26 protein-coding genes and 1 pseudogene are annotated in these 25,355 nt (G+C 68.4%); 15 read left to right on the forward strand and 12 right to left on the reverse strand.

Annotated elements, in window-relative coordinates:
- Positions 1-160 precede the first annotated feature (160 nt).
- From CA606_RS00695 to CA606_RS00710, 4 genes are all read left to right on the forward strand, one after another.
- A complete protein-coding gene (locus CA606_RS00695; RefSeq protein WP_096052853.1) occupies positions 161-961 on the forward strand; it encodes an SDR family NAD(P)-dependent oxidoreductase in 801 nt (266 codons plus the stop codon).
- 197 nt (positions 962-1,158) lie between these two features.
- Positions 1,159-2,373, forward strand: a complete 1,215-nt coding sequence (rlmN, locus tag CA606_RS00700) for a 23S rRNA (adenine(2503)-C(2))-methyltransferase RlmN (RefSeq protein WP_096052852.1) — start codon at positions 1,159-1,161, stop codon at positions 2,371-2,373.
- A 94-nt stretch (positions 2,374-2,467) separates the two neighbouring features.
- Positions 2,468-2,896: a DUF350 domain-containing protein gene (locus CA606_RS00705; protein ID WP_096052851.1), complete on the forward strand. Its 429-nt coding sequence runs from the start codon at positions 2,468-2,470 to the stop codon at positions 2,894-2,896.
- Positions 2,897-2,921: 25 nt separating this feature from the next.
- Complete coding sequence (locus CA606_RS00710; protein ID WP_096052850.1) at positions 2,922-3,755, forward strand: S1 family peptidase; 834 nt, start codon at positions 2,922-2,924, stop codon at positions 3,753-3,755.
- Positions 3,756-3,777: 22 nt separating this feature from the next.
- Here the strand turns inward: CA606_RS00710 and CA606_RS00715 are convergent, their stop codons facing one another.
- The 9 genes from CA606_RS00715 to rdgB all read right to left on the reverse strand — a co-directional run bounded on the left by CA606_RS00715 (position 3,778) and on the right by rdgB (position 13,600).
- Entirely contained in the window at positions 3,778-5,457 is a 1,680-nt protein-coding gene (locus CA606_RS00715) for an AmpG family muropeptide MFS transporter (RefSeq protein ID WP_096052849.1), read from the reverse strand.
- Between the two features lie 33 nt (positions 5,458-5,490).
- Positions 5,491-7,035, reverse strand: coding sequence for a response regulator (locus CA606_RS00720; RefSeq protein WP_096052848.1), 1,545 nt, complete (start codon positions 7,033-7,035; stop codon positions 5,491-5,493).
- 36 nt (positions 7,036-7,071) lie between these two features.
- Positions 7,072-8,616 carry a YifB family Mg chelatase-like AAA ATPase gene (locus CA606_RS00725; protein WP_096052847.1) on the reverse strand — a complete coding sequence of 515 codons (1,545 nt, stop codon included), beginning with the start codon at positions 8,614-8,616 and terminating at the stop codon, positions 7,072-7,074.
- 108 nt (positions 8,617-8,724) lie between these two features.
- Positions 8,725-9,678 carry a glutathione synthase gene (gshB, locus tag CA606_RS00730; RefSeq protein ID WP_096052846.1) on the reverse strand — a complete coding sequence of 318 codons (954 nt, stop codon included), beginning with the start codon at positions 9,676-9,678 and terminating at the stop codon, positions 8,725-8,727.
- 55 nt (positions 9,679-9,733) lie between these two features.
- Positions 9,734-10,549 (reverse strand): SirB1 family protein, encoded by an 816-nt coding sequence (locus tag CA606_RS00735; RefSeq protein WP_096052845.1) that lies wholly within the window; start codon positions 10,547-10,549, stop codon positions 9,734-9,736.
- Positions 10,550-10,551: 2 nt separating this feature from the next.
- Positions 10,552-10,944, reverse strand: coding sequence for a YraN family protein (locus tag CA606_RS00740; RefSeq protein WP_096052844.1), 393 nt, complete (start codon positions 10,942-10,944; stop codon positions 10,552-10,554).
- The gene (gene rsmI / locus CA606_RS00745) at positions 10,944-11,816 is read right to left on the reverse strand and encodes a 16S rRNA (cytidine(1402)-2'-O)-methyltransferase (RefSeq protein WP_096053926.1); all 873 of its coding nucleotides are present in this window, start codon (positions 11,814-11,816) and stop codon (positions 10,944-10,946) included. The genes CA606_RS00740 and rsmI overlap by 1 nt, the downstream gene beginning before the upstream one ends.
- Before the next feature lie 34 nt (positions 11,817-11,850).
- Positions 11,851-13,005, reverse strand: coding sequence for a radical SAM family heme chaperone HemW (gene hemW / locus CA606_RS00750; RefSeq protein WP_096052843.1), 1,155 nt, complete (start codon positions 13,003-13,005; stop codon positions 11,851-11,853).
- Positions 12,998-13,600, reverse strand: a complete 603-nt coding sequence (gene rdgB / locus CA606_RS00755) for an RdgB/HAM1 family non-canonical purine NTP pyrophosphatase (protein WP_096052842.1) — start codon at positions 13,598-13,600, stop codon at positions 12,998-13,000. The genes hemW and rdgB overlap by 8 nt, the downstream gene beginning before the upstream one ends.
- Positions 13,601-13,624: 24 nt before the next feature.
- Here rdgB and CA606_RS00760 point away from each other — a divergent pair, with 24 nt between their 5' ends.
- The 4 genes from CA606_RS00760 (at position 13,625) to CA606_RS00775 (ending at position 15,367) form a co-directional block, all read left to right on the forward strand.
- Positions 13,625-14,218: a glutathione S-transferase N-terminal domain-containing protein gene (locus CA606_RS00760; protein WP_096052841.1), complete on the forward strand. Its 594-nt coding sequence runs from the start codon at positions 13,625-13,627 to the stop codon at positions 14,216-14,218.
- Between the two features lie 167 nt (positions 14,219-14,385).
- Complete coding sequence (locus CA606_RS00765) at positions 14,386-14,502, forward strand: hypothetical protein (RefSeq protein ID WP_096052840.1); 117 nt, start codon at positions 14,386-14,388, stop codon at positions 14,500-14,502.
- Positions 14,503-14,589: 87 nt separating this feature from the next.
- Complete coding sequence (locus CA606_RS00770) at positions 14,590-15,123, forward strand: DUF2975 domain-containing protein (RefSeq protein WP_062097943.1); 534 nt, start codon at positions 14,590-14,592, stop codon at positions 15,121-15,123.
- A gap of 16 nt (positions 15,124-15,139) precedes the next feature.
- Positions 15,140-15,367, forward strand: a complete 228-nt coding sequence (locus CA606_RS00775) for a helix-turn-helix domain-containing protein (RefSeq protein WP_096052839.1) — start codon at positions 15,140-15,142, stop codon at positions 15,365-15,367.
- Here the strand turns inward: CA606_RS00775 and CA606_RS00780 are convergent.
- Together CA606_RS00780 and rph are read right to left on the reverse strand one after the other, a co-directional pair.
- Entirely contained in the window at positions 15,364-16,341 is a 978-nt protein-coding gene (locus CA606_RS00780; protein WP_096052838.1) for a S1C family serine protease, read from the reverse strand. The two genes, CA606_RS00775 and CA606_RS00780, sit on opposite strands and share 4 nt — an antisense overlap.
- 64 nt (positions 16,342-16,405) lie before the next feature.
- Complete coding sequence (gene rph / locus CA606_RS00785) at positions 16,406-17,122, reverse strand: ribonuclease PH (RefSeq protein WP_096052837.1); 717 nt, start codon at positions 17,120-17,122, stop codon at positions 16,406-16,408.
- 139 nt (positions 17,123-17,261) lie between these two features.
- On the opposite strand from rph, the gene hrcA reads away from it, so the two are divergent.
- A complete protein-coding gene (hrcA, locus tag CA606_RS00790) occupies positions 17,262-18,338 on the forward strand; it encodes a heat-inducible transcriptional repressor HrcA (RefSeq protein ID WP_096052836.1) in 1,077 nt (358 codons plus the stop codon).
- A gap of 12 nt (positions 18,339-18,350) precedes the next feature.
- Positions 18,351-18,968, forward strand: a complete 618-nt coding sequence (gene grpE / locus CA606_RS00795; RefSeq protein ID WP_096052835.1) for a nucleotide exchange factor GrpE — start codon at positions 18,351-18,353, stop codon at positions 18,966-18,968.
- Here grpE and CA606_RS00800 read toward each other — a convergent pair.
- Positions 18,908-19,175, reverse strand: a pseudogene (locus CA606_RS00800) (DUF2061 domain-containing protein). The gene grpE and the pseudogene CA606_RS00800 sit on opposite strands and share 61 nt — an antisense overlap.
- A gap of 177 nt (positions 19,176-19,352) precedes the next feature.
- Here CA606_RS00800 and dnaN point away from each other — a divergent pair.
- The 5 genes from dnaN (at position 19,353) to CA606_RS00825 (ending at position 25,186) form a co-directional block, all read left to right on the forward strand.
- Positions 19,353-20,471 carry a DNA polymerase III subunit beta gene (gene dnaN, locus CA606_RS00805; RefSeq protein WP_010918045.1) on the forward strand — a complete coding sequence of 373 codons (1,119 nt, stop codon included), beginning with the start codon at positions 19,353-19,355 and terminating at the stop codon, positions 20,469-20,471.
- 63 nt (positions 20,472-20,534) lie between these two features.
- Positions 20,535-22,307, forward strand: a complete 1,773-nt coding sequence (locus CA606_RS00810) for a gamma-glutamyltransferase family protein (protein ID WP_096052834.1) — start codon at positions 20,535-20,537, stop codon at positions 22,305-22,307.
- A 101-nt stretch (positions 22,308-22,408) separates the two neighbouring features.
- On the forward strand, positions 22,409-24,337 hold the full coding sequence (locus CA606_RS00815) for a S9 family peptidase (RefSeq protein WP_233282170.1): 1,929 nt from the start codon (positions 22,409-22,411) through the stop codon (positions 24,335-24,337).
- Between the two features lie 119 nt (positions 24,338-24,456).
- Positions 24,457-24,744, forward strand: a complete 288-nt coding sequence (locus tag CA606_RS00820) for an ArsR/SmtB family transcription factor (RefSeq protein ID WP_096052833.1) — start codon at positions 24,457-24,459, stop codon at positions 24,742-24,744.
- A gap of 70 nt (positions 24,745-24,814) precedes the next feature.
- Positions 24,815-25,186 (forward strand): VOC family protein, encoded by a 372-nt coding sequence (locus CA606_RS00825; protein ID WP_181242720.1) that lies wholly within the window; start codon positions 24,815-24,817, stop codon positions 25,184-25,186.
- Positions 25,187-25,355 lie beyond the last annotated feature (169 nt).

Below are 25,355 nucleotides of genomic sequence, written 5' to 3' on the forward strand. Positions count from 1 at the left end.
ATCATCTAAACCAGATAGACAGGCTCTATCTTCGTAAGTTTAGAGCGCGTTCGAGCGGTTTAACCGCTCACACTTGAACCTAACGCGCTCTAGCTTGAACCAAATCGCGGGCCGTGCTCGTCTCCGACGACGTTTTTTGTCTTCATCGGATCGATCCAGCATGGCCCGTCGTCTCGCCCTGATCACCGGCGCCTCCGCCGGTATCGGGGCCGCCTCCGCCCGCATCTACGCCAGCCACGGCTACGACGTGGCCTTGACCGCGCGCCGGGCCGACCGCCTGGAGGGCTTGGCCGCCGAGATCAAGCTGCGGTCCGGCGTCGAGGCCTATGCGATCCCCGCCGACCTCGCCGAGCCCGGCGGCGTCGACACGGTCCTTGCGGCGGTGGCCGAGCAGGGCCGGGTGGTCGACGCGCTGATCAATAACGCCGGCTATGGCCTGCCCGGGACCTACGACGCCACGGACTGGGCCGACCAAGCCAAGTTTCTGCAACTGATGCTGACCAGCGTCTGCGAGATGACCCACAAGGTCCTGCCGGGCATGGTCGAGCGCAAGTTCGGTCGCATCGTCAATGTGGCCTCGCTGGCCGGTCTGGTGCCTGGCGCGGCCGGCCACACCCTCTATGCGGCCACCAAGGGCTTCCTGGTGAAGTTCTCGCAGAGCCTGCACCTGGAGAACCTGGCCAACGGCGTGCATGTCAGCGCCCTGTGCCCTGGCTTCACCTATTCGGAGTTTCACGACGTCAACGGCACCCGCGCCCAGGTCAGCCAGGGCGTGCCCGAGTGGATGTGGCTGGGCGCCGACGAGGTCGCCGCCGCCGGCTACGAGGCCGCCGAGGCCAACCGCTCGATCTGCGTGCCCGGCGCGCCGAACAAGGCCATCGCCGCCATCGCCAAGATCGTCCCCGACGACTGGGCCCTGGCCCTGATGGCCAGCCAGGGCAGCCGGTTCCGGAAGGTTTAGCGCGACGTATTCTGTCATCCCGGCCAAGCGCGAAGCGCGCCGAGCCGGGACCATGGCAAGAGCCGTGTTTTGGGCGGTCCCGGATCTTCGCTGCGCTCCGTCCTGGATGACAGGGATGAGGTCGCAGGCCGTCCTTTTGGAAAACCGGCCTTGATCTGCTATAAGCCCGCCTCGACCCCGAAGAGCCGGACATCCCCTTGAGCGTCACCCTTGACCTGTCGCGCGTCTCGTCCGACGCTGCGCCCGCCACCCCCGTCACCAAGCCCCCGGTCAATCTGTCGGGCCTGACGCGCCCGCAGCTGGTCGCGGCCTTGGTCGAGAGCGGCGTGGTCGAGCACGGCAAGGCCAAGATGCGGGCCACCCAGATCTTCCGCTGGATGCACCATCGCGGCGTCACCGACTTCGCCGACATGAGCGACGTGGCCAAGGAAACGCGCGCGCGTCTCGCCGAAGCCTTCACCATCGCTCGCCCCGAGATCGTCGAGCGGCAGGTGTCCAAGGACGGCACCCGCAAGTGGCTTATCCGCATGGCCCCGGGCATCGAGGTCGAAAGCGTCTATATCCCCGGGGTCGGCCGCGCCGGCGCCCTGTGCGTGTCCAGCCAGGTCGGCTGCACGCTGAACTGCAGTTTCTGCCACACCGGCACCCAGCCGCTGGTCCGCAACCTGACCGCGGCCGAGATCGTCGCCCAGGTGCAGGTGGCCAAGGACGACCTGGCCGAATGGCCGTCCGACAAGGAAGACCGCCAGCTCTCGAACATCGTATTCATGGGCATGGGCGAGCCGCTCTACAATCTGGGCCAGGTGGCCGACGCCATCGAGATCATCAGCGACAACGAGGGCATCGCCATCTCGCGTCGCCGGATCACGGTCTCGACCTCGGGCGTGGTGCCGATGCTGGAAAAGCTGGGTTCGACCACCCAGGCCATGCTGGCGATCAGCCTGCACGCCACCAACGATCCGCTGCGCGACGTCCTGGTGCCGCTGAACAAGAAGTACCCGATCGCCGAGCTGATGGCCGGTATCCGCGCCTATCCGGGCCTTTCCAACGCCCGCCGCGTGACCTTCGAGTACGTGATGCTGAAGGGCGTCAACGACAGCCCCGAGGAAGCCCGGGCGCTCGTCAAGCTGATCAAGGGCATTCCGGCCAAGATCAACCTGATCCCGTTCAACCCCTGGCCCGGCAGCGATTACCAGTGCTCGGACTGGGCGACGATCGAGGCCTTCGCCGCGATCCTCAACAAGGCCGGCTATTCCTCGCCGATCCGCACCCCGCGCGGCCGCGACATCCTCGCCGCCTGCGGCCAGCTGAAGAGCGAAAGCGAAAAGGTCCGCGCCTCGGCGCTGCGCAAGCTGTCGCTGGCGGCGATGGCGGGCGTGCTCTCCGACGACGACGAGGACGAGGCGGCTTAGGGGCGCGTTCGCCGCAGACGGGCGCCCCCTACGCAAGTCTTGCCGACCCGTGTTAGTCAGGGGGCTGTAAGTCCACCAGGGTTGATCCGCGTCCATGCCGTCTCAGCTTCAGTCGCCCGAGGTCCAGGCCTTCGCCACCGGTTTTCCGATCACCCTGCTGCATGCGAGCGTGACCCTGGTCATGCTGATCCTGGGGGCGGCGCTCTACGCCTTGCTGACCCCGCACAAGGAAATCACGCTGATCCGCGAGGGCAATTCCGCCGCCGCGCTGTCGCTGGGCGGGGTGTTTGTGGGCCTGGCGATCCCGCTGGCCGTGTCCCTGCGCGCCTCGACCTCGGTGACCGAAATCGTCATCTGGGGCGCGGCCACCATCGCGGTGCAGCTGCTGGTCTTCCGCATCACCGACATGCTGCTGAAGGGGCTGCCCGAACGCATCCACGAGGGCGAGGTCGCCGCCGCCGCCCTTCTGGTCGGCGCCAAGCTGGGCGTGGCGCTCATCCTGGCCGCGGCGGTGGGCGGCTGATACACTCGCGCCTGGAGGTCGTCCGGTGCATTTCCCCAAGCTTCCCGACTGGCTGGTCTATGCTGCGGCGGTGAGCGCCCTAGTGATCGTCGCTGTCGGTCGTCAGGAGCGTTCGGACGCGCCGCCGCCGCCGCCGCCGGTGCCGGGCGAGGAAGGCTTGCCGCTGGGACCGTCATCGCCGTTCGATCCTTCCATCGTGGTCCAGGTGCCCGACAAGCCCTCGCCGGGCTCGGGAACGGCGTTTTCGGTCGGCGACGACGGCGTCTGGCTGACCGCCCGCCATGTGGTCGACGGCTGCAAGCAGGCCGCCATCGTCGTGGCCGACGGGCGCGGCGTGGCCGCCAAGGTCCATCTCGACACCCGCGCCGACGCCGCTGTCCTGACCACCGAAGGCGGCGCGCCCGCCGTGCCGATGGGACTGGACGAGCCGCTTCGCCGGGGCGCGCGCGCCTATCATCCAGGCTTCCCGCAAGGCCATCCAGGCGAAGCCGCCTCGCGCCTGCTGGGCCGGGAGAACCTGGTCGTGCACGGCCGCGGGGCCCGCACCGAGCCCGTCCTGGTCTGGGCCGAGGTAGGCCGCACCGACACCCTGAAGGGCACGCTTTCCGGTCTTTCAGGCGCGCCGGCCCTTGATGCGGCGGGCCGGGTGATCGGCGTGACCGTGGCCGAAGCCCCGCGCCGGGGCCGCATCTACACGACCGCGCCCGAAACCCTGAAGACCGTGCTCGGCTCGCACCGTCGCCCCGCCGCTTCGGAGTTCGCGCCCAGCGAGCCGATCACCACCGAGAACTATGGCCGCGTCGCCGACGGCCTGCGCCGCGACCTGCGGGTGGCCCAGGTGGTTTGCCTAGCGGTCTAGAGTATTTTTCGAGCCAAGCGCTTTAGGTGGCGGTCAGGGTCTTACCCTGACGGGCCGCCACCATGAACGACAGCACGATCGCGACCACGCCGATCAAGGCCGTATAGATGAAGAAGGCGGTGTAGCCGGCCGCCAGGGCCGGTGCGCTCACGCCCAGCTTGGCGCCGGCGGCGGTGAAGCTCTCGGGCGGCAGGCGCGTGAACAGGGCCTTGAGCGGCGCGGTGAAGCCCCCGGCCTCGGCCGCCTTGGCTGACGCCTCGACGATCCGACCCGACTGCGAGGCGATCAGCTTGCCCGGCAGGGCGTACAGCGACGAGAACAATGCGTACTGCGTGGCCGTGAAGCCCGCGCTGGTCAGGCTGGACATGTAGGCGATCAGGGCCGTGCCGGCGACGCCGCCGGCGATGTTGTCCAGGCAGATCGACACGAACAGCATGCTGGTGTTGTGGCCGCTCATGGCCAGCAAGGCGAACATCAAGTTGCTGATCGGCTGGGCGAAGGCCCCGATGACCAGCGCCTTGATCAGGCCCAGCCGCGCAACGATGACGCCACCCAGGAACACCCCGGCCATCGAGGCGATGATCCCGAACACCTTCCGGATCTCGGCGATCTCGGTCAGCGTGAAGCCCATGTCGCGATAGAACGGGTTCATGATGTTCAGCACGAAGTCCGAGACCCGATAGACGCAGATCGCGGCCAGGATCAGGCCCGCCACACCGTGGAAGCGGGTCAGGAATTCACCCAGCGGCTCGCCGAACGCCTTGGACATGTAGACGCCGGGCTTGGTGCGCACCTTGGGGATCGGCCAGGCGGCGACGACGACGATGGCCAGACCCGTGATCACGCCCACCAGCTGCAGCCAGATCCCGTTCGGCTTTGCGGTCCAGGCTTCGGCAAGAGCTTCGCCGCCGACCAGCTTGGACAGCAGGGTCGCATCGCCCGACAGGCCCGAGCCCAGCGCCAGGGCGCCGAGCAGGAGGATGGCCAGGCGCACGAGCCATTCCACGACCTCCAACGCTTTCGACTGGCGCACGTCGTCGGTCGGGATCGGGCGGATGGTGTGCTCGGCCTCGCGCGGGGCGCAGAGGGTGGCCAGCACGCCCAGGCCCACGATCAGGCCCATCACGGCGTAGGACAGGTTCCAGCCGAACCGCTCGGCCAGCAGCAGCGGCCCGGCGCCGGCCACGATCATGGCGACGCGATAGCCCCACTGGTAGGCGACGACCATCGGGCCCTGCTCTTCCTTGTCGGCGACCTCGATGCGCCAGGCGTCGATGACGATGTCATGCGAGGCCGTGGCGAAGCCGACGGTGACCGCAGCGGCGGCCAGGAAGCCCAGCTGGTTCAGCGGGTTCATGGTCGAGATCGCCCAGAGCCCCAGCACCATCACGGTCTGGAACACCAGCATCCAAGCGCGGCGATGGCCCAGAAGCTTGTGCAGCACCGGCACCGTGGTGCGGTCGATCAACGGCGCCCACAGGAACTTGAACGAGAACGACAAGGTCGCCAGGCTGAAGAAGCCGATCACCGCCAGCGACAGCCCCGCATCGCGCAGCCACAGCGACAGGGTGTCGAAGATCAGCATGAACGGCAGGCCTGAGGCGAAGCCCAGGCCCAGCATGACCAGGCTGCGCCGCTCGCCGAAGAAGGCGAGGGTCTGCAGAAGGCTCTTCTTTTCCGGCGCCTTGGCTTCTTCGGACATACGGCGATCCCCCAGCGGGGGACGCCCCCCGTATCAGCCGGCGACCTTGGCTCGCGTCGCGGGTTTCGTCCAGCCGCCCGAGACGCCGCCGGTGGTCCAGCGCTTGAGTGCGTCGCGCAGCGCCTCCTGGGTCAGGGGCTTGACGAGGAAGTCGTCCATGCCGGCCGCCAGGCAGGTGCGGCGGTCTTCGTCGAAGGCGTCGGCGGTCAGGGCCGCAATCGGGGTGGCCACGCCCTTGGCGCGCAGGGCGCGGGCGGCCTCGATCCCGGTCAGGCCCGGCATGCGCAAGTCCATCAGGATCAGGTCATAGACCCCGGCCGACGCGGCGGCCACGGCCTGCTCGCCATCGGCGACGCGGTCGACGATGCAGCCTTCGCGCTCCAGCAGGGTGCGGGCCAGCAGCGCGTTGATGGGATTGTCCTCGGCCAGCAGCACCCGCGCGCCGCTGGCGACAGCGCCGGCGATGCGGTCGTCGTGGGCGGGCTCGTCCTCGGCCACGCCATCAGCCGTCGTCGCTTGCAGCACCTGGGCGACCAGCGAGGCTGCGCGCAGCGGCTTGATCAGATAGCCCGAGAAGCCGGCGGCCTTGAGGCGGTCGATGCGGTCGCGCTGTTCAGGCGTCAGCAGCACCACCGAGCGGCGGCCGGCGGGTGGCTTGAGCGCGCCCCGGGGGCCTGAGAGGGCCGCGTCGATCAGCAGCACCGCGTCGGCGGGCGCGCCGGCCAGGGCCGAGGCGATGTCGACGGCGGCGTAGGCCCGGCCACCCGCCGCCTCGATCTGGCGGGCCGTGGCGGCGCGGACAATGGCGTTGGGCGAGGCGATGGCGACGTTGCGGCCTTCGAGCGGCGCGGCGCGCACGGGGGCGGCGGCTGTGGCGAACGGGGCCTCGAACCAGAACTCCGCGCCCTGGCCCAGTTCGCCGCCGACCCCGACCGCGCCGCCCATGGCGGCTGAGAGCCGCGAGACGATGGCCAGGCCCAGGCCCGCGCCGCCCAGCTGGGTGGCGTGGGTGACGTCGGTCTGCACGAAGGCCTCGAAGATGCGAACGCGCGCCTCGGGCGCGACGCCGGGTCCCGTGTCGGCCACCGAGAAGCGGATACGGCCGCCGTCGATGGCGCTGGCGGTCAGCAGCACGCCGCCGGCCTCGGTGAACTTCACGGCGTTGCCGGCGAAGTTCAGCAGGATCTGTCGTAGCCGGCCTTCATCGGCCAGGATGGTCGGCAGAGGCGAGGAGATGGCCCAGGCGATCTCGACGCCCTTCTCGTGGGCGCGCGGGCTCATCAGTTCGGCGACCTGCCGCAGCAGGCCCTCAATGTCGACCGGCGCCAGCGACAGCTCGATCGAGGCCGCGCCCAGGCGGGCGAAGTGCAGCACGTCATTGACCAGCGACAACAGGTGGTCGCCGCTTTCGCGCAGGGCGGTGACATAAGACCGCTGCTCGGCCGTCAGCTTGGTGTTTTCCAAGAGCCGCGCCATGCCCAGCACGCCGTTCAGCGGCGTGCGGAACTCGTGGCTCAAGGTCGCCAGCTGTTCGGGCGTGACACTGGGATGGCGGTCGTCAGGTCTGCTGTCGCTCATGGAAACCAAGGTTAGCCGACGCGGCTTAACGGGCGGTCAAACGCGACCGGCCGCAGGGACGCTTTCTTCTCCCGCCCCGCTGGTGCGCCGATAGGCGAGGGCCTCTGCGACGTGGACCCGCTTGACGCTTTCCACGCCCTCGAGGTCGGCGATGGTCCGCGACAGGCGCAGCACACGGGTCCAGCCGCGCGCGCTGATGCGTCCGGCCTCAGCGGCGCGGGACAGCAGGTCGCGGCCGGCCGTGTCGAGCCCGGCGATCTTTTCCAGAAAGGCGCCCTCGGCGCGGCCGTTGAGGCCATCGGCGGCGCCCAGCGCTTCGGCGCGGTCGAGCTGCAGATTCCGGGCGCGCGCCACGCGGGCGGCGACCTCGGCCGAGCCCTCGACGGGCGGGGGCAAAGCGAGGTCAGCGGCCGTGACGGCGGGCATGTCGACGGCCAGATCGATGCGGTCCATCAGCGGGCCCGAAACTCGGCCCTGATAGTCCTTCTGGCACCGAGGCGCCTTGCCGCACGCGCCGCGCCCGGCCCCGCCGTGCCCGCAGCGGCAGGGGTTCATCGCCGCCACCAGCTGGACGCGCGCCGGATACCGCACATGGGCGTTGGCGCGCGCCACCATCACCTCGCCCGTCTCCAGCGGGCCGCGCAGGCTGTCCAGCGCCTGGACGCCGAACTCGGGCAGTTCGTCCAGGAACAAGACCCCGTTGTGCGCCAAGGAGACCTCGCCCGGCTTGGCGCGATGCCCGCCGCCGGTCAGGGCGGCCATGCTGGCGCTGTGGTGCGGGGCGCGGAAAGGCCGCGCGCGGGTCAAGGCGCCACGGGCGATGAGTCCGGCCACCGAATGCACCATCGAGGTTTCCAGCAGTTCGGCCGAGGTCAGGGGCGGCAACAGGCCAGGCAGGCGCTGGGCCAGCATCGACTTGCCCGAGCCCGGCGGGCCGCAGAACAACAGGTTGTGGCCGCCGGCCGCCGCGATCTCGAGCGCGCGCTTGGCGTGCTCCTGGCCTTTCACGTCCCGCAGGTCCTTGGGCTGCTCGCCCTCGATGATCGGGCCCGGCGTCGGCGCCGACAGAATCTGGCTGCCTCGGAAGTGGTTGATCAGCGCCACCAGCGATCGCGGCGCCAAGATCCGCGTGCCGCCGGCCCAGGCCGCTTCCGGTCCCGAGGCTTCGGGGCAGATCAGCCCCAGGTCCATGGCTCCGGCCGCCATGGCGGCGGGCAGGGCGCCGGCGGCGGGCACAATGCGGCCGTCCAAAGACAGCTCGCCCATCGCCGCCCAGCCGTCCAGGGCGTCCAGCGGGATCACGCCCAGAGCGGCCATCACCGCCAGGGCGATCGGCAGATCGAAGTGCGCGCCCTCCTTGGGCAGGTCGGCCGGCGCCAGGTTGGCGACGATCCTCTTGCCGGGTAGCGAAAGACCCAGACCCGCGAAGGCGCCGCGCACCCTTTCGCGGCTTTCGGCGACCGCCTTGTCGGCCAGCCCCACCACCACGAAGGCGTGCTGGCCGGTCGTCAGCTGGACCTCGACGTCGACCCTGCGGGCCTCGACGCCTTCGAACGCGACGGTGACGACGCGGGCGGCCATCGTAACTCCTTGAGGAACTTCAACTTATCCACAAGGAGCAACATAATCGGCGAAATGGAGCAAGAACGAAAAACGAACGTTTCGGGAAATCTCGCCGTTTACGCAGAGTTACCCACCGTTCGCACGAATGTCTTCGATCCGGTTCCAAAGTACTTCGGCGGCGTTGATACCGGTAAACCGCTTCAGCTGTTGGGCGCCCGTCGGCGAGGTGACATTGATCTCGGTGAGGTACTCGCCGATCACGTCGATGCCGACAAATAGCAGACCGCGACGCTTCAGTTCCGGGGCGATGATCTTGCAAAGCTCCAGATCGCGGGCGGTCAGCTCCACCGCCTCGGCGCGACCGCCGACCCGCAGGTTCGAGCGGACCTGGCCGCTGGCCGGCACGCGGTTGATGGCGCCTACGGGCTCACCGTCGACCAGCAGCACGCGCTTGTCGCCCTTGCTGACGGCGGGAACGAACTTCTGGGCGATGACCTGCTCTCGGCCGATCATGGCATGCAGTTCCAGGAGGGCGTCGAGATTGGGGTCGTCGGCCAGCAGACGCGCCACGCCCGAGCCGCCGCCGCCGTAGAGGGGCTTCAGCACGATGTCGCCGTGGCGGGCGCGGAAGTCGTAGATCGCTTCATGGTCGCTGGTGATCAGGGTCGGCGGCTGCACCCCCGGGAAGTCGGTGACGAACAGCTTCTCGGGCGCGTTGCGCACCTCGGCCGGATTATTCACCACCAGGGTGTGCGGGTGCACCTTCTCCAGGAAGTGCGTGGCCGTGATGTAGGCCATGTCGAACGGCGGATCCTGGCGCATCAGCACGACGTCGATGTCGTCCTTCATGTCCAGCATCACGGTCTCGCCCAGCTTGGCGTGCGCGCCCTTCTCGGCGAACACCTCGACCGGCTGGGCGCGCGCGAACACCCGGCCGTCTTCCTGCGAAAGCTTGTCGGGGGTGTAGAACCACAGCCTATGGCCTCGGCTCTGGGCTTCCATCATCATCAGGAAGGACGTGTCGGTGTCGATATTGATCCCCAGGATGGGATCCATCTGGACGGCGACTCGCAGCGACATGGGGGCTCCTGGGGTTCTTGGTCTGGAGCCTAGTTAAGCCGTTTTGGCCGGAACGCTAGTTCAAGCGCAACCGCACCCGCTCCCGCTGCGCCCGGGCCGCGATCGCCGCGCCGCCGTCCAGGATCTGGGCGCGCGATAGGGCTTGCAGCGCGCCGGCCAGCGCGCCCTGGCCCTCGCGGGCGGCCGCGACGTCCAGCCAGGGGCGGTGGTCCTTGGGGTTCAGCAAGGCCCGCCGCAGGGCCGAGCGCTCGGCGCGGGGCCAGTCCTTGGCCTGCTGGGCGCGGGCGAAGATGTTGTTCTGCAAGCGGATCAGCACGGCGCGGTCGCTGATCGGGGCCATCAGAAGCTCAAGGCGGGCGGCGACGTCCGGCATCAGGCCCGTGCGCAAGGCCCGGCGCGACAGCTCGGACGGCAACACCACGCGCCCCTCGCTGAACGGGTCCAGGGCCAGCGGCCCCTCGTCGGTCTCGATCCGCAGCAGGAAGTGGCCGGGGAAGTCGACGCCGTAGAGCTCCAGCCCCACGGCGCGGGCGGCGTGCAGGTAGAAGACTCCGAGCGCGACGGGCAAACCCTTGCGACGGTGGGCGATGGCGATGACGTCGGCGTTGTCGGGGTGATCATAGGTGATCACGTCGCCGGTCAGGCGCAGGTCTCCCGCCAGGGTCTCGGCCACGGCCTCCTCGGGCGACTCGCTTTCGGCCCGCCGGCGCAGGCGCTCGACGGCGTCGCTGGCCAGGTCGACAGCGGCTTTGGTGTCGCGGCTGGGATCATCGTGGACGGCGCAGGCCAGGGCCGCCTCGAATAGCGGAAAGCTCTCGTCGGGACCCTCGCCAGCCCGGGTCAGGATCGCCTCGGCCTCTTCCCGCGTCATCTTTAGGCTCCGCTCCAGGCGTCGGGAAGGTGTCGCGGCGGACGCCCGGGGGCGACGGCGATCAGGTCCAGCCGCACCACCAGATCACGCAGTCCGGCGCGATGGGCGGCCAGATGCGTTGCGGCGCGTCGCAGGCGCTCCCTTTGGGTCGGCTTCACGGCGTCCAGGGCGTCGTCGATGGTCGTGCGTTGCTTGACCTCGACAACGGCCAGCACCTTGCCGCGTTTCGCCAGGAGGTCGATTTCGCCGAGCGGCGTGGCCAGGCGGAAGCCGAGAATGCGATAGCCCTTGGCCATCAGCCAGAGGGCGGCGATCACCTCGGCGCGCCGGCCGACCTTGCGCGCGGCGCTCCCCCGGTCCGAACGCGTCGGGCCTTGGCGAACGCCGGCCGGCATCAGGCCTGCTCCTTCAGCGCCAGCGCCTGGCGGTAGAGGTCCTTGCGCGACAGTCCCAACGCCTTGGCGACCTCAGCGGCGGCCTCGCCCAGCGGCAGGCGGGCCATGGCCTCGCGCAGGGCGGCCTCGGCGTCGTCGGCGCTGGCGACCTTCTCGGCGCCCGGGCCGACGAGGATCACGATCTCGCCCTTCGGCGCGTCGAAGCGCGGATCGGCGGCCAGATCGCTGAGCGCGCCGCGCACGCAGGTCTCATAGAGCTTGGTCAGTTCGCGGCACACCGCAGCGGGGCGATCGGCGCCGAACACCGCCGCCATGTCGGCCAGGCAGTCGGCGACCCGCGAAGCGCCTTCGTAGAAGATCAGCGTGGCGCGGGTGTTGGCGAATTCCTCGAAGAACGTCCGCCGCGCCGCGCTCTTGGGCGGCGGGAAGCCTGCGAACAGGAAGCGCTCGGTGGGCAGGCCCGCCAGGGTCAGGGCGGCGAGCGCGGCCGAGGCGCCGGGGATCGGGATCACATCATGGCCGGCGGCGATCGCCTCGCGGGCCAGGCGATAGCCGGGATCGGAGACCATGGGGGTGCCGGCGTCCGAAACCAGGGCGACCCGCTCGCCGTTGGCCAGGCGTTCGAGGATCCCGGGGATCGACCGCTCGGCCACGTGCTCGTCGTGACGCTCCAGCTTGGTCCGGATCCCGTAGGCCGACAGCAGTTTGCCGGTGACCCGGGTGTCCTCGGCCAGCAGCACGTCGCAGGCGGCCAGCACGTCCAGGGCCCGCAGGGTGATGTCGCGCAGATTGCCGATGGGCGTCGCCACCAGATAGAGGCCGGGCGCCAGCGGTGCGTCGGACAAGGCTGGTGGGGGAGGCAGACGACTCAAGCGCGCGGTGTCCTTCGGTTGAGTCAAACCCATATCAGGTTGCGAGCGCGCCTGTCAGCCGATCCAGCACCAGACGGCCCGCGCGCGTGGCGCCCAGGCGGTCGCGACTGTCGACCAACAATCCCGCTTCAACCAGATCGCGGACCTTGGCCAGATCGGGGGACAGGCCCAGCGGCGCCATCTCGTCGAAGCCGACGCCGTCATCGATGCGCAGGCCCAGCACCAAGCGCTCCTCGGCGGCCTCCTCGGGGGTCAGGATCTCGCGGTCGAAGCCGACGCCGTGTTCGCGAACGGCGGCGATGTAGTCCTTGATCGCGTGATGGGCGGTGGTGGCCGCGCGACCCTCGGCCAGGGCCAGTCGCCCGTGGGCGCCGGGGCCAACGCCGACATAGTCGACCCCCCGCCAGTAGACGAGATTGTGTCGCGAGCGGGCGGCCTCGCCCCGGGCATGGTTCGACACCTCATAGGCGTCGAAGCCGGCGGCCTCCAGAACCGCCTGGGTGGTCTCGAATAGGGTGGCCGCCAGGTCCTCGTCGGGGACGACAAGCGTCCCGCGACCGACGGCGCGGTCAAAGGCGGTGCCGCGCTCGATGGTCAGCTGGTAGGGCGAGACGTGCTCCGGACCCATGGCGATCGCCTCGCCGAGCTCTGCGCGCCAGGCCGCGTCGGTCTGGCCGGGGCGGGCGTATATCAGGTCGATCGACAGCCGGGGGAACGCCTTGGCCGCCGCCAGGATGGCCCGTCGCGCCGAGTCCGCGTCGTGGTTGCGGCCCAGCGCCTTGAGAGAGGCGTCGTCCAGCGCCTGCACGCCCAGCGACAGCCGCTGGACCCCGGCGTCGGCCAAGGCGGCGAAGCGGCCGGTCTCGGCGTCGGTGGGGTTGGCCTCCAGGCTGATCTCGAGATCAGCTGCGGGCGACCATAGGCGCCTTGCGGTCTGGATCACCCGCGCCACCTGGGCCGGATCCATCAGCGAGGGCGTCCCGCCGCCGAAGAAGATCGATAGCAGTCGCCGATCGCCGGTCAGGGCGCGCTGAGCCTCCAGGTCCGCCACGATGGCGTCGGCCAGGGCGCTCTGCTCGTCGACCCGACCGCGATCGCGGACGACGTTGAAATCGCAGTACGGACAGATCCGGGCGCAGTAGGGCCAGTGGACATAGACCCCCACCGACCCCGCGCGGGCGTCAGTCAAACAAGGCCGCCTTCAGCTTGGCGAAGGCGCGGGCGCGGTGGCTCATGGCGTCCTTGGCCGCGGGCTCCATCTCGCCGAAGGTCGAGGCATGGCCTTCGGGCACGAAGATGGGGTCATAGCCGAAGCCGCGCGTTCCCCGCCCGGGGAACACCAGGGTCCCATCCACGCGCCCTTCGACGACCACGGCTGGACCGTTCGGCCAGGCGACGGCCAGGGCCGAGGTGAACCAGGCGCTGCGGTCGTCCGAGGCGGTTTCCTCCAGGCGCTCCTCGACCTTCTTCATGGCCAGGGCGAAATCCTTGCCCGGACCGGCCCAGCGGGCGGAGAAGATCCCCGGCGCGCCGTCGAGCGCGGTGACCGACAGGCCTGAGTCGTCGGCCAGGGCGGGCAGGCCGGAAAGGTCGGCGGCGTGGCGGGCCTTGAGCAGCGCATTGCCGACGAAGGTGCTCTCGGTTTCCTCGGGTTCGGGCAGGCCCAGTTGACCGGCGGTGACGATCTCGAACCGGCCGTCGAGCAGAGCGGCGATCTCGGGGACCTTGCCAGGATTGTGGGTGGCGGCCACAAGCTTTGTTCCCATTGCAAGCTTCAGCGCCATTCGTCGTCTCCAGGGAATCTATTGATGCGGCTTCTTTACTCGCCCTTGTCGCCCTTTGCCCGCAAGGTTCGTGTGCTGGCCATGGAAAAAGGGCTGTCCGACCGACTGACCGTCGAGACGATCGCACCGTTCCAGGACGAAAGCCTGCGGTTGCTCAACCCGCTGAACAAGGTGCCGACCCTGGTGCTCGAGGGCGGCGAGACGGTGTTCGATTCCGCCGTGATCGCTGACTTTGTCGACGGATTGTCCGAGCCGCGCCTGATCCCGACCGTTCAACCGGGGCGCCGTCGGGCCCTGACCCTTGAGGCGGCGGCCGACGGCCTGGGCGATGCGTCCATCCTGATCGTCCGCGAGCGCATGCGGCCAGAGGCTCAGCACCGCCAGGACCTGTTTGATCGCCAGCTGCGCGCGGTGCACGCGGCGCTGGACCTGTTCGAAGCGGCGGACCTGCCCAGCGATCGGTTCGAGATCGCCGAGATCGCCATCGCCGTGCAGCTCGCCTATCTGGACGTTCGCCAGGTGGTGGCTTGGCGCCCGGGTCGACCGGCTCTGTCGGCCTGGTACGACGCCGTGTCGAAGCGCACGTCCATGATCGCGACCGACGCCGCCGCAGGGTGAGTGTATCCCCAGGGCAACGTTGAGGGATCGACACGGATCATTGCGAAAGTTTAATATCGTTTCTCGATAAACAACATTGGCGGAACCGGAAACACGGCCTAATTGTTCATCGTGGCGAGGGGTCGAATGACTCGACCTCGACCCCAACGCTCAAACTGGAAAACGTGATGTCCGCCGCCCGCCTGTTCCGTCTCGCCGACAAGCTCGTCATGACCGCCATCACCGCCGCCCTGATCGTGGCCGTGCCGGTGTCGGTCGTGGCGTTCGTGACGCAGACGCTTTAGGCGCAGGGCTTCCGGCGAGACCCGCCGTTTTGACGTCGCCCCGTTCGGCGGGGCATGTTGTTTAGCGTCGCTGTCGGGGGACCAGCCATGCGCGCCTTGGGGCCAGGCTCCGTTTCGAGTTTCCTGAAGATCATCCTCGATGTGATCTACGTCGGGCTGTGGATCTTTGTCAGCTTGCTGTCGCTGTTCACGCTGATCGCGCTGCTGTTCAGCTTCAATCCCGAACTGCTGGCCTCGATGCTGCCGATCAGCGACGCGGTCGAGGCCGTAAGCCGCAATGGCCCGTTGTTCGCCGGCGCCCTGGCGGCCTGGGCCTTGCTGCTCGGCGGCTGGATGGTCATCGTCGAGCGCCTGCGCAAGATCTTCGCCACCCTCACCGCCGGCGATCCCTTCCATCCCGACAATGTCGTGCGTCTGCGCCTGATCGGCCTGGTGCTCGCGGGTCTGGAGGTCGGCCGCTACGTCTTTTCGGGCCTGGCGCGTTGGCTGGCCCCGAAGGCCAAGGTCATCGACGACAGCTTCACCCTGACCGCCTGGTTCTCGGTGCTGGTGGTGTTCGTCCTGGCCGAAGTCTTCCGCGAGGGCGCGCGCCTACGGCGTGAAGCCGAACTCACGATCTGATCCGGAGCCATCCCGCATGCCCGTCCGCGTGAACCTCGACCGCGTGCTTCTGGAGCGCCGCATGTCGCTGACCGAACTGTCGGACCGCGTCGGCGTCACGATCGCCAACCTGTCGATCCTGAAGACGGGCAAGGCGCGCGCGGTGCGGTTCTCGACCCTCGACGCGCTCTGTCGCGAACTGGAATGCCAGCCCGGCGACCTCCTGAGCTTCGAATACGGCCCGGCCGACGGCCAGGAAGATTAATTCAGCCGCCGCTTCTTCAGCAGGCTCGTGCGGTCCATCGAGCGGACCTCCATCTCGAAGGCGTCGCCCTCGCGCAGGATTTTCAGCGGCACGGTGACGCCGGCCTCTCCGAGCGCCCAGAGCGCGTCGTAGAATTCCGACAGGTCCGAAACCGGTTGTCCGTCGACCGCCAGGATAAGGTCCCCAGCGCGCAGTTCCGCGCGCGCGGCGGGGCCGTTGGGCGAGACGCCGACGATCACGACGTGGTTCTCCATCTCCTGCGCGAACACGCCCAGCCACGGACGCGGCGGATGCGGGCTGCGGCCGCGCGCCAGTTCATCCAGGATCGGCGGCAGCTGCTCGGCGGGCACGAACATGTTGAGCGGGCGCGCCTCGCCGTTCTGGTCGCGGCCCTCCAGGGTCAAGGATCCTAGGCCGACAAGGTCGCCCTTGGGGCCGATCAGGGCCGCGCCACTCCAGTGCGGATGGGCCGGGGCGGTGATGATCGCGTCCTCCAGCTTGTACTCCCAGTAGCCGGCGAACGGCATCCGGGTCAGCACTTGCCCCGCCACCGCATGGGCGCGGCCGCCCGCGCCGGCGGCGATGATCGCCGAGCCGGCCTCCAGGTCGCGGGCGCCGCCGATGGTGATCGCCGGCAAGTCCAGAGGCTCCAGCGCCTGGACCAGGCCCAGCCCCGACCGGGCGTCGAGGCCCAGCACATGGGCGGGGACGCGACGACCATCGTTGCGGGTGAGCACGACCTCCTCGGCCTCCGTGATCAGATAGGCCATGGTGACGACAAGTCCGCCCAGACTGATGACCACGCCATTGCCGACGCGCTCGGTCCCCAGGATGGTGGCGGTGTAGGCGTCGGCCGGGACCTTGGCCTCCAGGGCGACCATCGAGGCCAGCGCCTGGTCCAGGTCGAACCGATAGGCTTCGGCCGAGGGACGCAGGCGGGCTTCGACTTCATAGCCATCGAACGGGGTGGGCACGCGGGACTCCTAGACTTGAGACCCGAATCTGGGCCCGGCGCCCCGGTTCGGCAAGCCCTGGATCTTACCGGCTGATCGCGGCGCGCTGCAGGGCGAACAGTTCGTTGATCCCCTTTTCGGCCAGGCCGTACAGGCTTTCGAACTCGGCGCGGGTGAAGCCGCGCTTCTCGCCGGTGGCCTGGATCTCGACGATATCGCCCTCGCCCGTCAGGACGAAGTTGCTGTCGGCCTCGGCGTTGCTGTCTTCCTCGTAGTCGAGGTCCAGCACCGGCGCGCCGTTGAAGACGCCGCACGAGACGGCCGCCACCTGGCCCAGGATCGGGTCGGTCTTCAGCACGCCCTCGTCGAGGAGGTACTGAGTGGCCAGGCGCAAGGCGACCCAGGCGCCGGTGATGGCGGCGGTGCGGGTGCCGCCGTCGGCCTGGACGACGTCGCAGTCCAGCGTGATCTGGCGCTCGCCCAAGGCCTTCAGGTCGACGACCGCGCGCAGCGAGCGGCCGATCAGGCGCTGGATCTCCTGGGTGCGGCCGGTCTGCTTACCGGCGGCGGCCTCGCGGCGGCCGCGCGTGTGCGTGGCGCGGGGCAGCATGCCGTACTCGGCGGTGACCCAGCCGGCGCCCTTGTTGCGCATCCAGCCGGGCACATTCTCCTCGACCGTGGCGGTGACCAGGACCTTGGTGTGGCCGAACGAGATCAGGCAGGAGCCCTCCGCATAGCGGTTGACGCCGGTTTCCAGCGAGACGGCGCGCAGCTGGTCGGGGGCGCGTTCGGACGGACGCATGGGAAACTCCTGATCTACGGGGATATTTGAATGTGTGTGGGTGGCCGCTTATCCTATTGGAAGCCGAACTTGAAAGAGGCCGACCGCTTTTGTTCGCCGACCGGGTCTTCGAAGCCACGCTTGATCGGAGCGCAGGGACATGACGCAGCTCTTCCCAGGGCCGATCGTCCGCACGCCTGGGCTGGCCGAACTGGACGCTCGCGCCCGTGACATCTTCCGGCGCGTGGTGGAATCCTACATCGAGACCGGGGAGCCGGTAGGCTCGCGCACCATCTCCAAGGGTGGGGTGGCGCTGTCGCCGGCCTCGATCCGCAACACCATGCAGGATCTGGCGCATCTGGGCCTTCTGGACGCGCCCCATACCAGCGCGGGGCGCATGCCCACCCACGCAGGTCTTCGGATGTTCGTCGATGGCTTCCTCGAGGTCGGCGATGTCGCCGAGCAGGAAAAGCGGGCGATCGAAGCGCGTCTGGCGGTCAAGGGACGCTCGTTCGAGGAAGCTCTGGCCGAGGCCTCCTCGATCCTGTCCGGCCTGGCCGGCGGGGCCGGCATTGTCGTCACGCCGGTGCGTGAGGGCGGGGTGAAGCATGTGGAGTTCGTGCCGTTGGGCGGCGGCCAGGTGCTGGCGGTCATGGTGTTCGAGGACGGCCAGGTCGAAAATCGCCTGATGCGCCAGGCGCCGGGCGTCACGCCCTCGGCGCTGCAGGAGGCCTCTAACTTCCTCAACGCCCGCCTGCGCGGCCGCACGCTCACCGAGGCGCGGACCGAGATGGGCGGCGAGCTGGACGCCGCGCGCCGGCAACTGGACGAAACCGCCGCCCGCCTCGTCGAGGATGGTCTGGCGGCCTGGAGCGGTGGCGAGGGCGACGCGCGCTCGCTGATCGTGCGTGGCCAAGCCAACCTGCTGGCCGACGCCCGGGCTCGCGAGGACATCGACCGGGTGCGGCAACTGTTCGACGATCTGGAGCAGAAGGGTCAGCTGATCGGTCTGCTGGATGACGTACGCGACGCCGAGGGCGTTCGGATCTATATCGGGGCCGAAACGCGTCTCTTTTCGCTTTCGGGTTCCTCGGTGATCGCGGCGCCCTATATGACGGGACGCCAGAAGGTGCTGGGCGCGATCGGCGTGATCGGGCCCGCCCGTTTGAACTACGCTCGGGTCATTCCGTTGGTGGACTATACCGCCCGGGTGCTCGGGCGGATGATGGATGGATAAGGACTTTACCCAATGACCGACGAGCAAACGCCGGCGGAAGAGATGCCGTTCGAAGCCGACGACGCCACGCAGGAAATCGAGGCGCTGAAGCTGGAAGTGGCGCAACTGAAGGAGCAGGCGCTCCGCTACGCCGCCGAGGCCGAGAACACCAAGCGCCGGGCCGAGCGCGAGATGAACGACGCGCGCGCCTACGCGATCCAGAAGTTCGCGCGCGACCTCCTGGGCGCCGCCGACAATCTGGGCCGCGCCACCGCCCACAGCCCCAAGGACTCGACCGATCCGGCGGTGAAGAACTTCATCATCGGCGTCGAGATGACCGAGAAGGAGCTGCAGAGCGCGTTTGAACGCAACGGCTTGAAGAAGATCGACCCGGCCAAGGGTGACAAGTTCGACCCGCACCTGCACCAGGCCGTCACCGAGCAGCCCTCGACCGAGGTGGCCGCCGGCGGCGTGCTGATGGTGATGCAGGCCGGCTATGAGCTGATGGGCCGCCTCGTCCGCCCGGCCATGGTCGCCGTGGCGGCCAAGGGCTCGACGGGCCCGGACGCGCCTGCGGCCTCGGCCAATCCCTACGCCGGCGCGGCCGCCGAGGGCGACAGCTCGGGCGGCACGTTCGACGCCAAGGCCTGATCGCCGGATCGGTCGCGCGCCCGCCTGTCGGCGCGCGACCACAGCCGCTCGTGGATGGTGAAGGCCACGGTCTGGACCATCGGTTCGACCACGCCGACCGCCAGCGCCACGCGCCACGCGCCAGTCGCGGGTCAGGGCGTAGGCCACGGCCACCGCCACGGTCAGGTGCATGGACGCATAGGTCAGGGTCTTGAGGGCAAGGCGCATCTTCATGCTCCTATTTGAGAATCGTTCTCAATAAATGGCGCTTGAATCCCGCGCTGCAAGGGCTTGGGCCTCTTCCCCGCGCGCGTGTTTTCGCTAATGTCGGCGGTCCCTTCTCCACGGGTTCGCGCGGGGCTGATTCTCCCCAGGGGCGGCTGAACCCGATATCTGGACTGGACTATGAAGCTTACGATCGAACGGGCGGCGCTCCTGAAGGCGCTGGGGCATGTGCAGAGCGTCGTCGAGCGCCGCAACACCATCCCGATCCTGTCGAACATCCTGCTGTCGGCCGAAGGTGACCGGTTGTCGTTCTCGGCCACCGACCTCGACATGGAGATCATCGACGAGGGCTTCGCCCAGATCGACGTGCCCGGCCAGATCACCGCGCCGGCCCACACCCTCTATGAGATCGTTCGCAAGCTGCCCGACGGCGCGGACGTGTCGCTGAGCTTCAGCGGCGATGATCCGCGCTTGGTGATTCAGGCCGGCCGCTCGCGCTTCAACCTGCCGGTGCTGCCGGCCGGCGACTTCCCGGTGATGAGCTCGGACGGCCTGTCCAGCCGCATCGCGGTCGACACCAACGAACTGATCCGCCTGATCGACAAGACCCGGTTCGCCATCTCGACCGAAGAGACGCGCTACTACCTCAACGGCCTCTATGTGCACACGGTCAACGAGGGCGGCGAGACCAAGCTTCGCGCCGTCGCCACCGACGGCCACCGTCTGGCCCTGGCCGAGATGCCCGCACCCGAGGGCGCTGTCGGCATCCCGGGCGTCATCGTGCCGCGCAAGACCATCGCCGAAGCCCGTCGCCTGATGGAATCGGCCGGCGAGACGGTCGATCTGCAGGTCTCCCCGCAGAAGGTCCGCTTCGAGTTCGGCGCGGCCGCCTTGACCTCCAAGGTCATTGACGGCGCCTTCCCCGACTACATGCGGGTGATCCCGCGCGACAACGCCAAGATCCTGACCCTGGACAACGACCTGTTCGCCAAGGCCGTGGACCGGGTGGCCACCATCTCGGCCGAGAAGAGCCGTTCGGTGAAACTGGCCGTCGAGCCGGGTCGCATCACCCTGACCGTCCGCAACATGGAAGCCGGCCAGGCCGTCGAAGAGGTCGAGGTCGATTACGACGGCGAGCCCTTCGAGATCGGCTTCAACGCCCGCTATCTGCTGGACGTCTGCGGCCAGATCGCCGGCCCGCAGGCCGAGTTCCGCTTCGCCGATCCGGCCAGCCCGACCCTGGTCGTCGATCCGGTCGATCCGGGCGTGAAGTACGTGCTGATGCCGCTGCGGGTCTGATCCGCAGCCTGATTGTTGAGAAACGGGCGCCTTCGAGCGCCCGTTTTGCTGAGAGGACTCATCATGCGCCGCCGCACGTTCCTCGCCGCCCTGCCGGCCGCCGCCATCGCCGGTCCGGCCATGGCCCAGTCGCAGCTGTTCAGCGGCGCCAATCCCAATCTGAACCGACCCGACGTCCGTGGCGGCGACCGCGTGGCGGGGGCCAGTTTCGCTTCGCGTTCGGCGGCGTGGGGGATCAACGGCGCGGCGGCGACCGCGCACCCCCTGGCCACCCAGGCGGCGATCGACATGTTGCGCAAAGGGGGTTCGGCCGCTGACGCCGCCATCGCCGCCAATGCGGTGCTGGGCCTTGTCGAGCCGATCGCCTGCGGCATCGGCGGCGATTGCTATGTGATGCTGTGGGATCCCAAAACCCGGCAGGTCATGGGCCTGAACGGTTCGGGCCGTTCGCCCAAGGGCTTGAGCCTGGAGACGGTGCGCGCGCGATCCAAGGACGGCAAGATCCCGTCCTGGGGCGCGGTCACGGTCAGTGTGCCGGGCGCGGTCGACGCCTGGCGCGAGATGCACGAACGCTACGGCAAGCTGAAGTGGTCCGAGCTGTTCGCCCCGGCCATCGACCATGCCGAACAGGGCCACCCGATCACCCAGAACGTGGCCTTCTATCTGGCCAGCAGCTATCGGCGCTTCACCAATCCGGCCTCGGGCGTCGAAGAGGTCGAGAACTTCAAGGCCGTGTGGGCGCCGACGGGCAAGACGCCGGTCGAGGGCGAGATCTTCAAGAACCCGCGCCTGGGTCGGACCTACCGCCTGATCGCGGAAGGCGGCGGCCGGGCGTTCTATGAGGGTGAAATCGCCGCCACCATCGAGGCCTATTTCAAGCGCATCGGCGGCTGGATGACCAAGGCGGACCTCGCAGCCAACCGCGCCGTCTGGACCAGGGTTCACAAGACCGGCTACCGCGGCGTCGAGGTTTGCGCCCTGGGCGACAACACCCAAGGCCTGGCGACCTTGCAGTTGCTGAACATCCTTGAGCGGTTCGACGTCAAGGCGATGGGCTTCCAGTCGGCGCAGGCCATCCACCACGCGGTCGAGGCCAAGCGCCTGGCCTATGAGGACCGCGCCCGGTTCTACGCCGACCAGGACTTCTACAAATCGCCGATCGAGTGGCTGATCTCCAAGGACTACGCCGCCGAGCGCGCCAAGCTGATCCGGCCCGACAAGATCCTGACGCCCATCTATCCGGGACAGGCCCCCAGCCGGGGCGACACCACCTATTTCACCACGGCCGACAAGGACGGGATGATGGTGTCGATCATCCAGTCGAACTATCGCGGCATGGGGTCAGGCCTGTCGCCGGACGGGCTGGGCTTCATGTTCCAGGACCGGGGCGAACTGTTCGCCCTGACCGATGGCCATCCCAACATCTACGCACCGGGCAAGCGGCCGTTCCAGACGATCATCCCGGGCTTTGCTCTGCGTGAGGGCCAGCCGTGGCTGTCGTTCGGGGTGATGGGCGGCGACATGCAGCCCCAGGGCCAAGCCCAGATCATCAGCAACATGGTCGACTTTGGCCTGGGCGTGCAGGAGGCCGGCGATGCGCCGCGCTGGCACCACGGCGGCTCTTCGGAGCCGACGGGTATCGGCGCTGAAGACATGACGGTGCTGGATCTGGAAAGCGGCGTCCCGCTTCAGACGCGCAAGGACCTCGAGGCCCTCGGCTGGACCTTGAAGACCGAGCGCGGCGGCTATGGCGGCTACCAGGCCATTGAGCGCTGGCCTGGTCGCTACGCCGCCGCCACCGAAATGCGCAAGGACGGCGTGGCTCTGGCCTATTGAGCGCCGATCCGGCCTCACCGCCAAGATTGGCGTTGCGGCGAAGGCTTCGCTGAATAAAGGTCTGCGCCCTGACCTGAATGGAGCCGCCGGTGAACGCTCGCTTGTCTGTTCTTGCCGCCCTCATCCTGTCGGCCGCGTCCGCGCCGGTGGCCTTGGCCCAGATCGCGCCCGTCGAGCGGCGCGAGATTGGCAATCAGATTCTCGAGAACGTGCCAGTCGCGCCCGCCTCGATCCGCGAGACCCTGGCGCGCTATCAGAACGCGCGCTCGGCGTCGTTCGGCGACTGGCTGCCGGGCGGCGGCATGGTCATCGGCACCCGCTTTGGCAACACCAACCAGCTGCACCTGGTGGCCGCCCCAGGCGCAGACCGCAGCCAGATCACCTTCTACGAAGAGCCCGTCGCTTCGCCCCGCGTCCTGCCGGGCGGCCGGATCCTGTTCTCCAAGGACACGGGCGGCGATGAGTGGTTCCAACTGTTCCTGCGCGAGCCGGACGGCAAGACCACCCAGCTGACCGAAACCGGCGTCCGCAACGTCTCGCCGACCTGGTCGAAGGACGGGACCGTTCTCGTATGGTCGCGGGCCGTGAGGGGCTCGGCGGACTATGACGTGATGATGCGGGACGCGTCCGGCGCGACCAAGGTCATCTTCAAGGGGCAGGGGCAGGTCTCGCCGCTGGCCCTGTCGCCCGACGGCAAGACGGTCCTGCTGGGCCGCTACTTCTCGATCGCCGAGTCCAAGCGCTGGCTGCTGGACGTGGCCAGCGGCAAGCTGACGGAGCTGAACCCCAGCAAGGCCAAGATCGCCTATGGCGGCGGCGAGTTCACACCCGACGGCCGATCGGTGCTGTTGCTTTCGGACGAGGGCTCGGACTTCCTGCGTCTGACCCAGATCGATCTGGCGACTGGGACCAAGACCAACATCTCCGGCGACCGCAATTGGGACGTCGAGAGCTTTGCGCTCTCCGAAGACGGCCGCGTCCTGGCCTATTCGGTCAATGAGGACGGCTATTCAAAGCTCGTCGTGCAGGACTTCGTCACCCGCCGGGCCTTGCCGCAGCCCAGCCTGCCCGCCGGCGTGGTCTCGGGCCTGGGCTTCTCGCCGGACGGCGCCAAACTGGGCTTCAGCCTCGCCACGTCGACCGGCGCCAGCGACGCCTGGAGCTGGGGCGTGAGCGACGGCAAGCTCGAGCGTTGGACGGCGTCGGAGCTCGGAGGCTTGGACCCCAAGGCTTTGGTGACACCGGAGCTGGTTCGCTATCCGTCCTTCGACAAGCGATCGATCCCCGCCCTTGTCTACAAACCCAAGCTGCCCGCCGGGCGCAAGGCGCCGGTGATCATCGACATCCACGGTGGTCCTGAAGGGCAATCGCGGCCGACGTTCAACACGTTCAGCCAACACGCCGTCGCCGAGCTGGGCGCGGCGGTCATCGTCCCCAATGTTCGGGGCTCCACCGGCTACGGCAAGACCTACCTGAACCTCGACAACGCCGAAAAGCGCGAGGACTCGGTCAAGGACATCGGCGCCCTGCTGGACTGGATCAAGACCCAGCCGGATCTCGACCCGAGCCGGGTGGTGGTCAGCGGCGGCTCTTACGGTGGCTACATGTCACTGGCGGTCATGACCCACTATTCGGACCGCATGGCCGGCGGGATCGAGTTGTTCGGCATCTCCAACTTCGTGTCGTTCCTTCAGAACACAGAAGCGTACCGGCGCGATCTTCGCCGCGCCGAGTACGGCGACGAGCGCGATCCCAAGATGCTGAAGGTCTTCGAGGCCATCTCGCCGATGAACAATGTCGGCAAGATCACCAAGCCGATGCTGGTCATGCAGGGCTGGAACGACCCCCGCGTACCCAAGTCGGAGTCCGACCAGATCGTCGCCAAGCTGCGCGAGAAGGGCGTCGAGACCTGGTACGTCCAGTTCAAGGACGAGGGCCACGGCTTCCGCAAGAAGGTCAATAACGACCGCCGACGCGAGGTCGAGACCCAGTTCCTGACCAAGGTCTTTGGCTTGGACGCCGCGCAGTAGCCCGCTTGCAAGCTTAACGCGTTGGGTGAGTTTCCGAGGAACGGCGTCTTTGCCGCGCCTTACGGTGCGCACACGGTTGCGCATTGCGCCCTTTGCGCGCCTTAACCATACTTAGCCGCATGGCTGAGCAATCCGAAACCTTGGACGCGGTGTTTCAGGCCCTGGCTGATCCGACCCGGCGCGCGATCCTGAGCCGACTGGGCCAGGGTCCGGCCAGCGTCGGCGACCTGGCCGCGCCGTTCGACATGGCGCTGACCTCGTTCATGAAGCACCTGAAGATCCTGGAGCGGTCCGGCTGGATCGTCAGCGCCAAGGCCGGCCGTGTTCGCACCTGCTCGATCGTCACCGATCGTTTCGCGGACGTCGGCGCCTGGGTCTACGGCCATCGGGGCCTCTGGGAGCGTTGACGCTCAGGGCAAGTTGCAAGCGCCAGGAGAGGCTATAAGGTCCGTTTCATATCAAAACGGGAGGCGGCCCATGGCCAAGCTGAACTATCTGACGGTCGGATCGAACGACCTGCCGAAGGCCAAGGCCTTCTATGACGCGCTGCTGGCCTCGGCCGGTTTCAAGCCGCTGTTCGACCATCCGTCCGGCGGGCGCCTCTATCGCGGCGAAGGCTGCATGTTCGGGGTGCTGGGTCCGCACGACGGCAATCCCGCGGGTGTCGGTAACGGCATGATGGGCGGCTTCGCCTTCGACTCGGCTGCGGAGGTCGACGCCTTCCACGCCAAGGCCCTGGAACTGGGCGCCGTCTGCGAGGGCCCTCCCGGTGAGCGTATGCCCAAGGCCTATTTCGCCTATTTCCGCGACCTGGATGGCAACAAGCTGTGCGGCTACAAGCTGGGCTGAGGTTCTGAAGACCAGCGGATTCTTAATTCGGATCCATGAAAGGGCCCCGCGGCGATTTCGCCATGGTCTCGCCACAGAGTGGCGGCGAGCTTGGCCGCGGCGGGGCCTACATGTCGCGCAAGTCTCCGGAGGGCCATTCCGAGGCGGGGCCCGCTCCAGCGTCCTCATT

The sequence above is a fragment of the Caulobacter vibrioides genome (genome assembly GCF_002310375.3).
Lineage (GTDB): Bacteria > Pseudomonadota > Alphaproteobacteria > Caulobacterales > Caulobacteraceae > Caulobacter > Caulobacter vibrioides_D.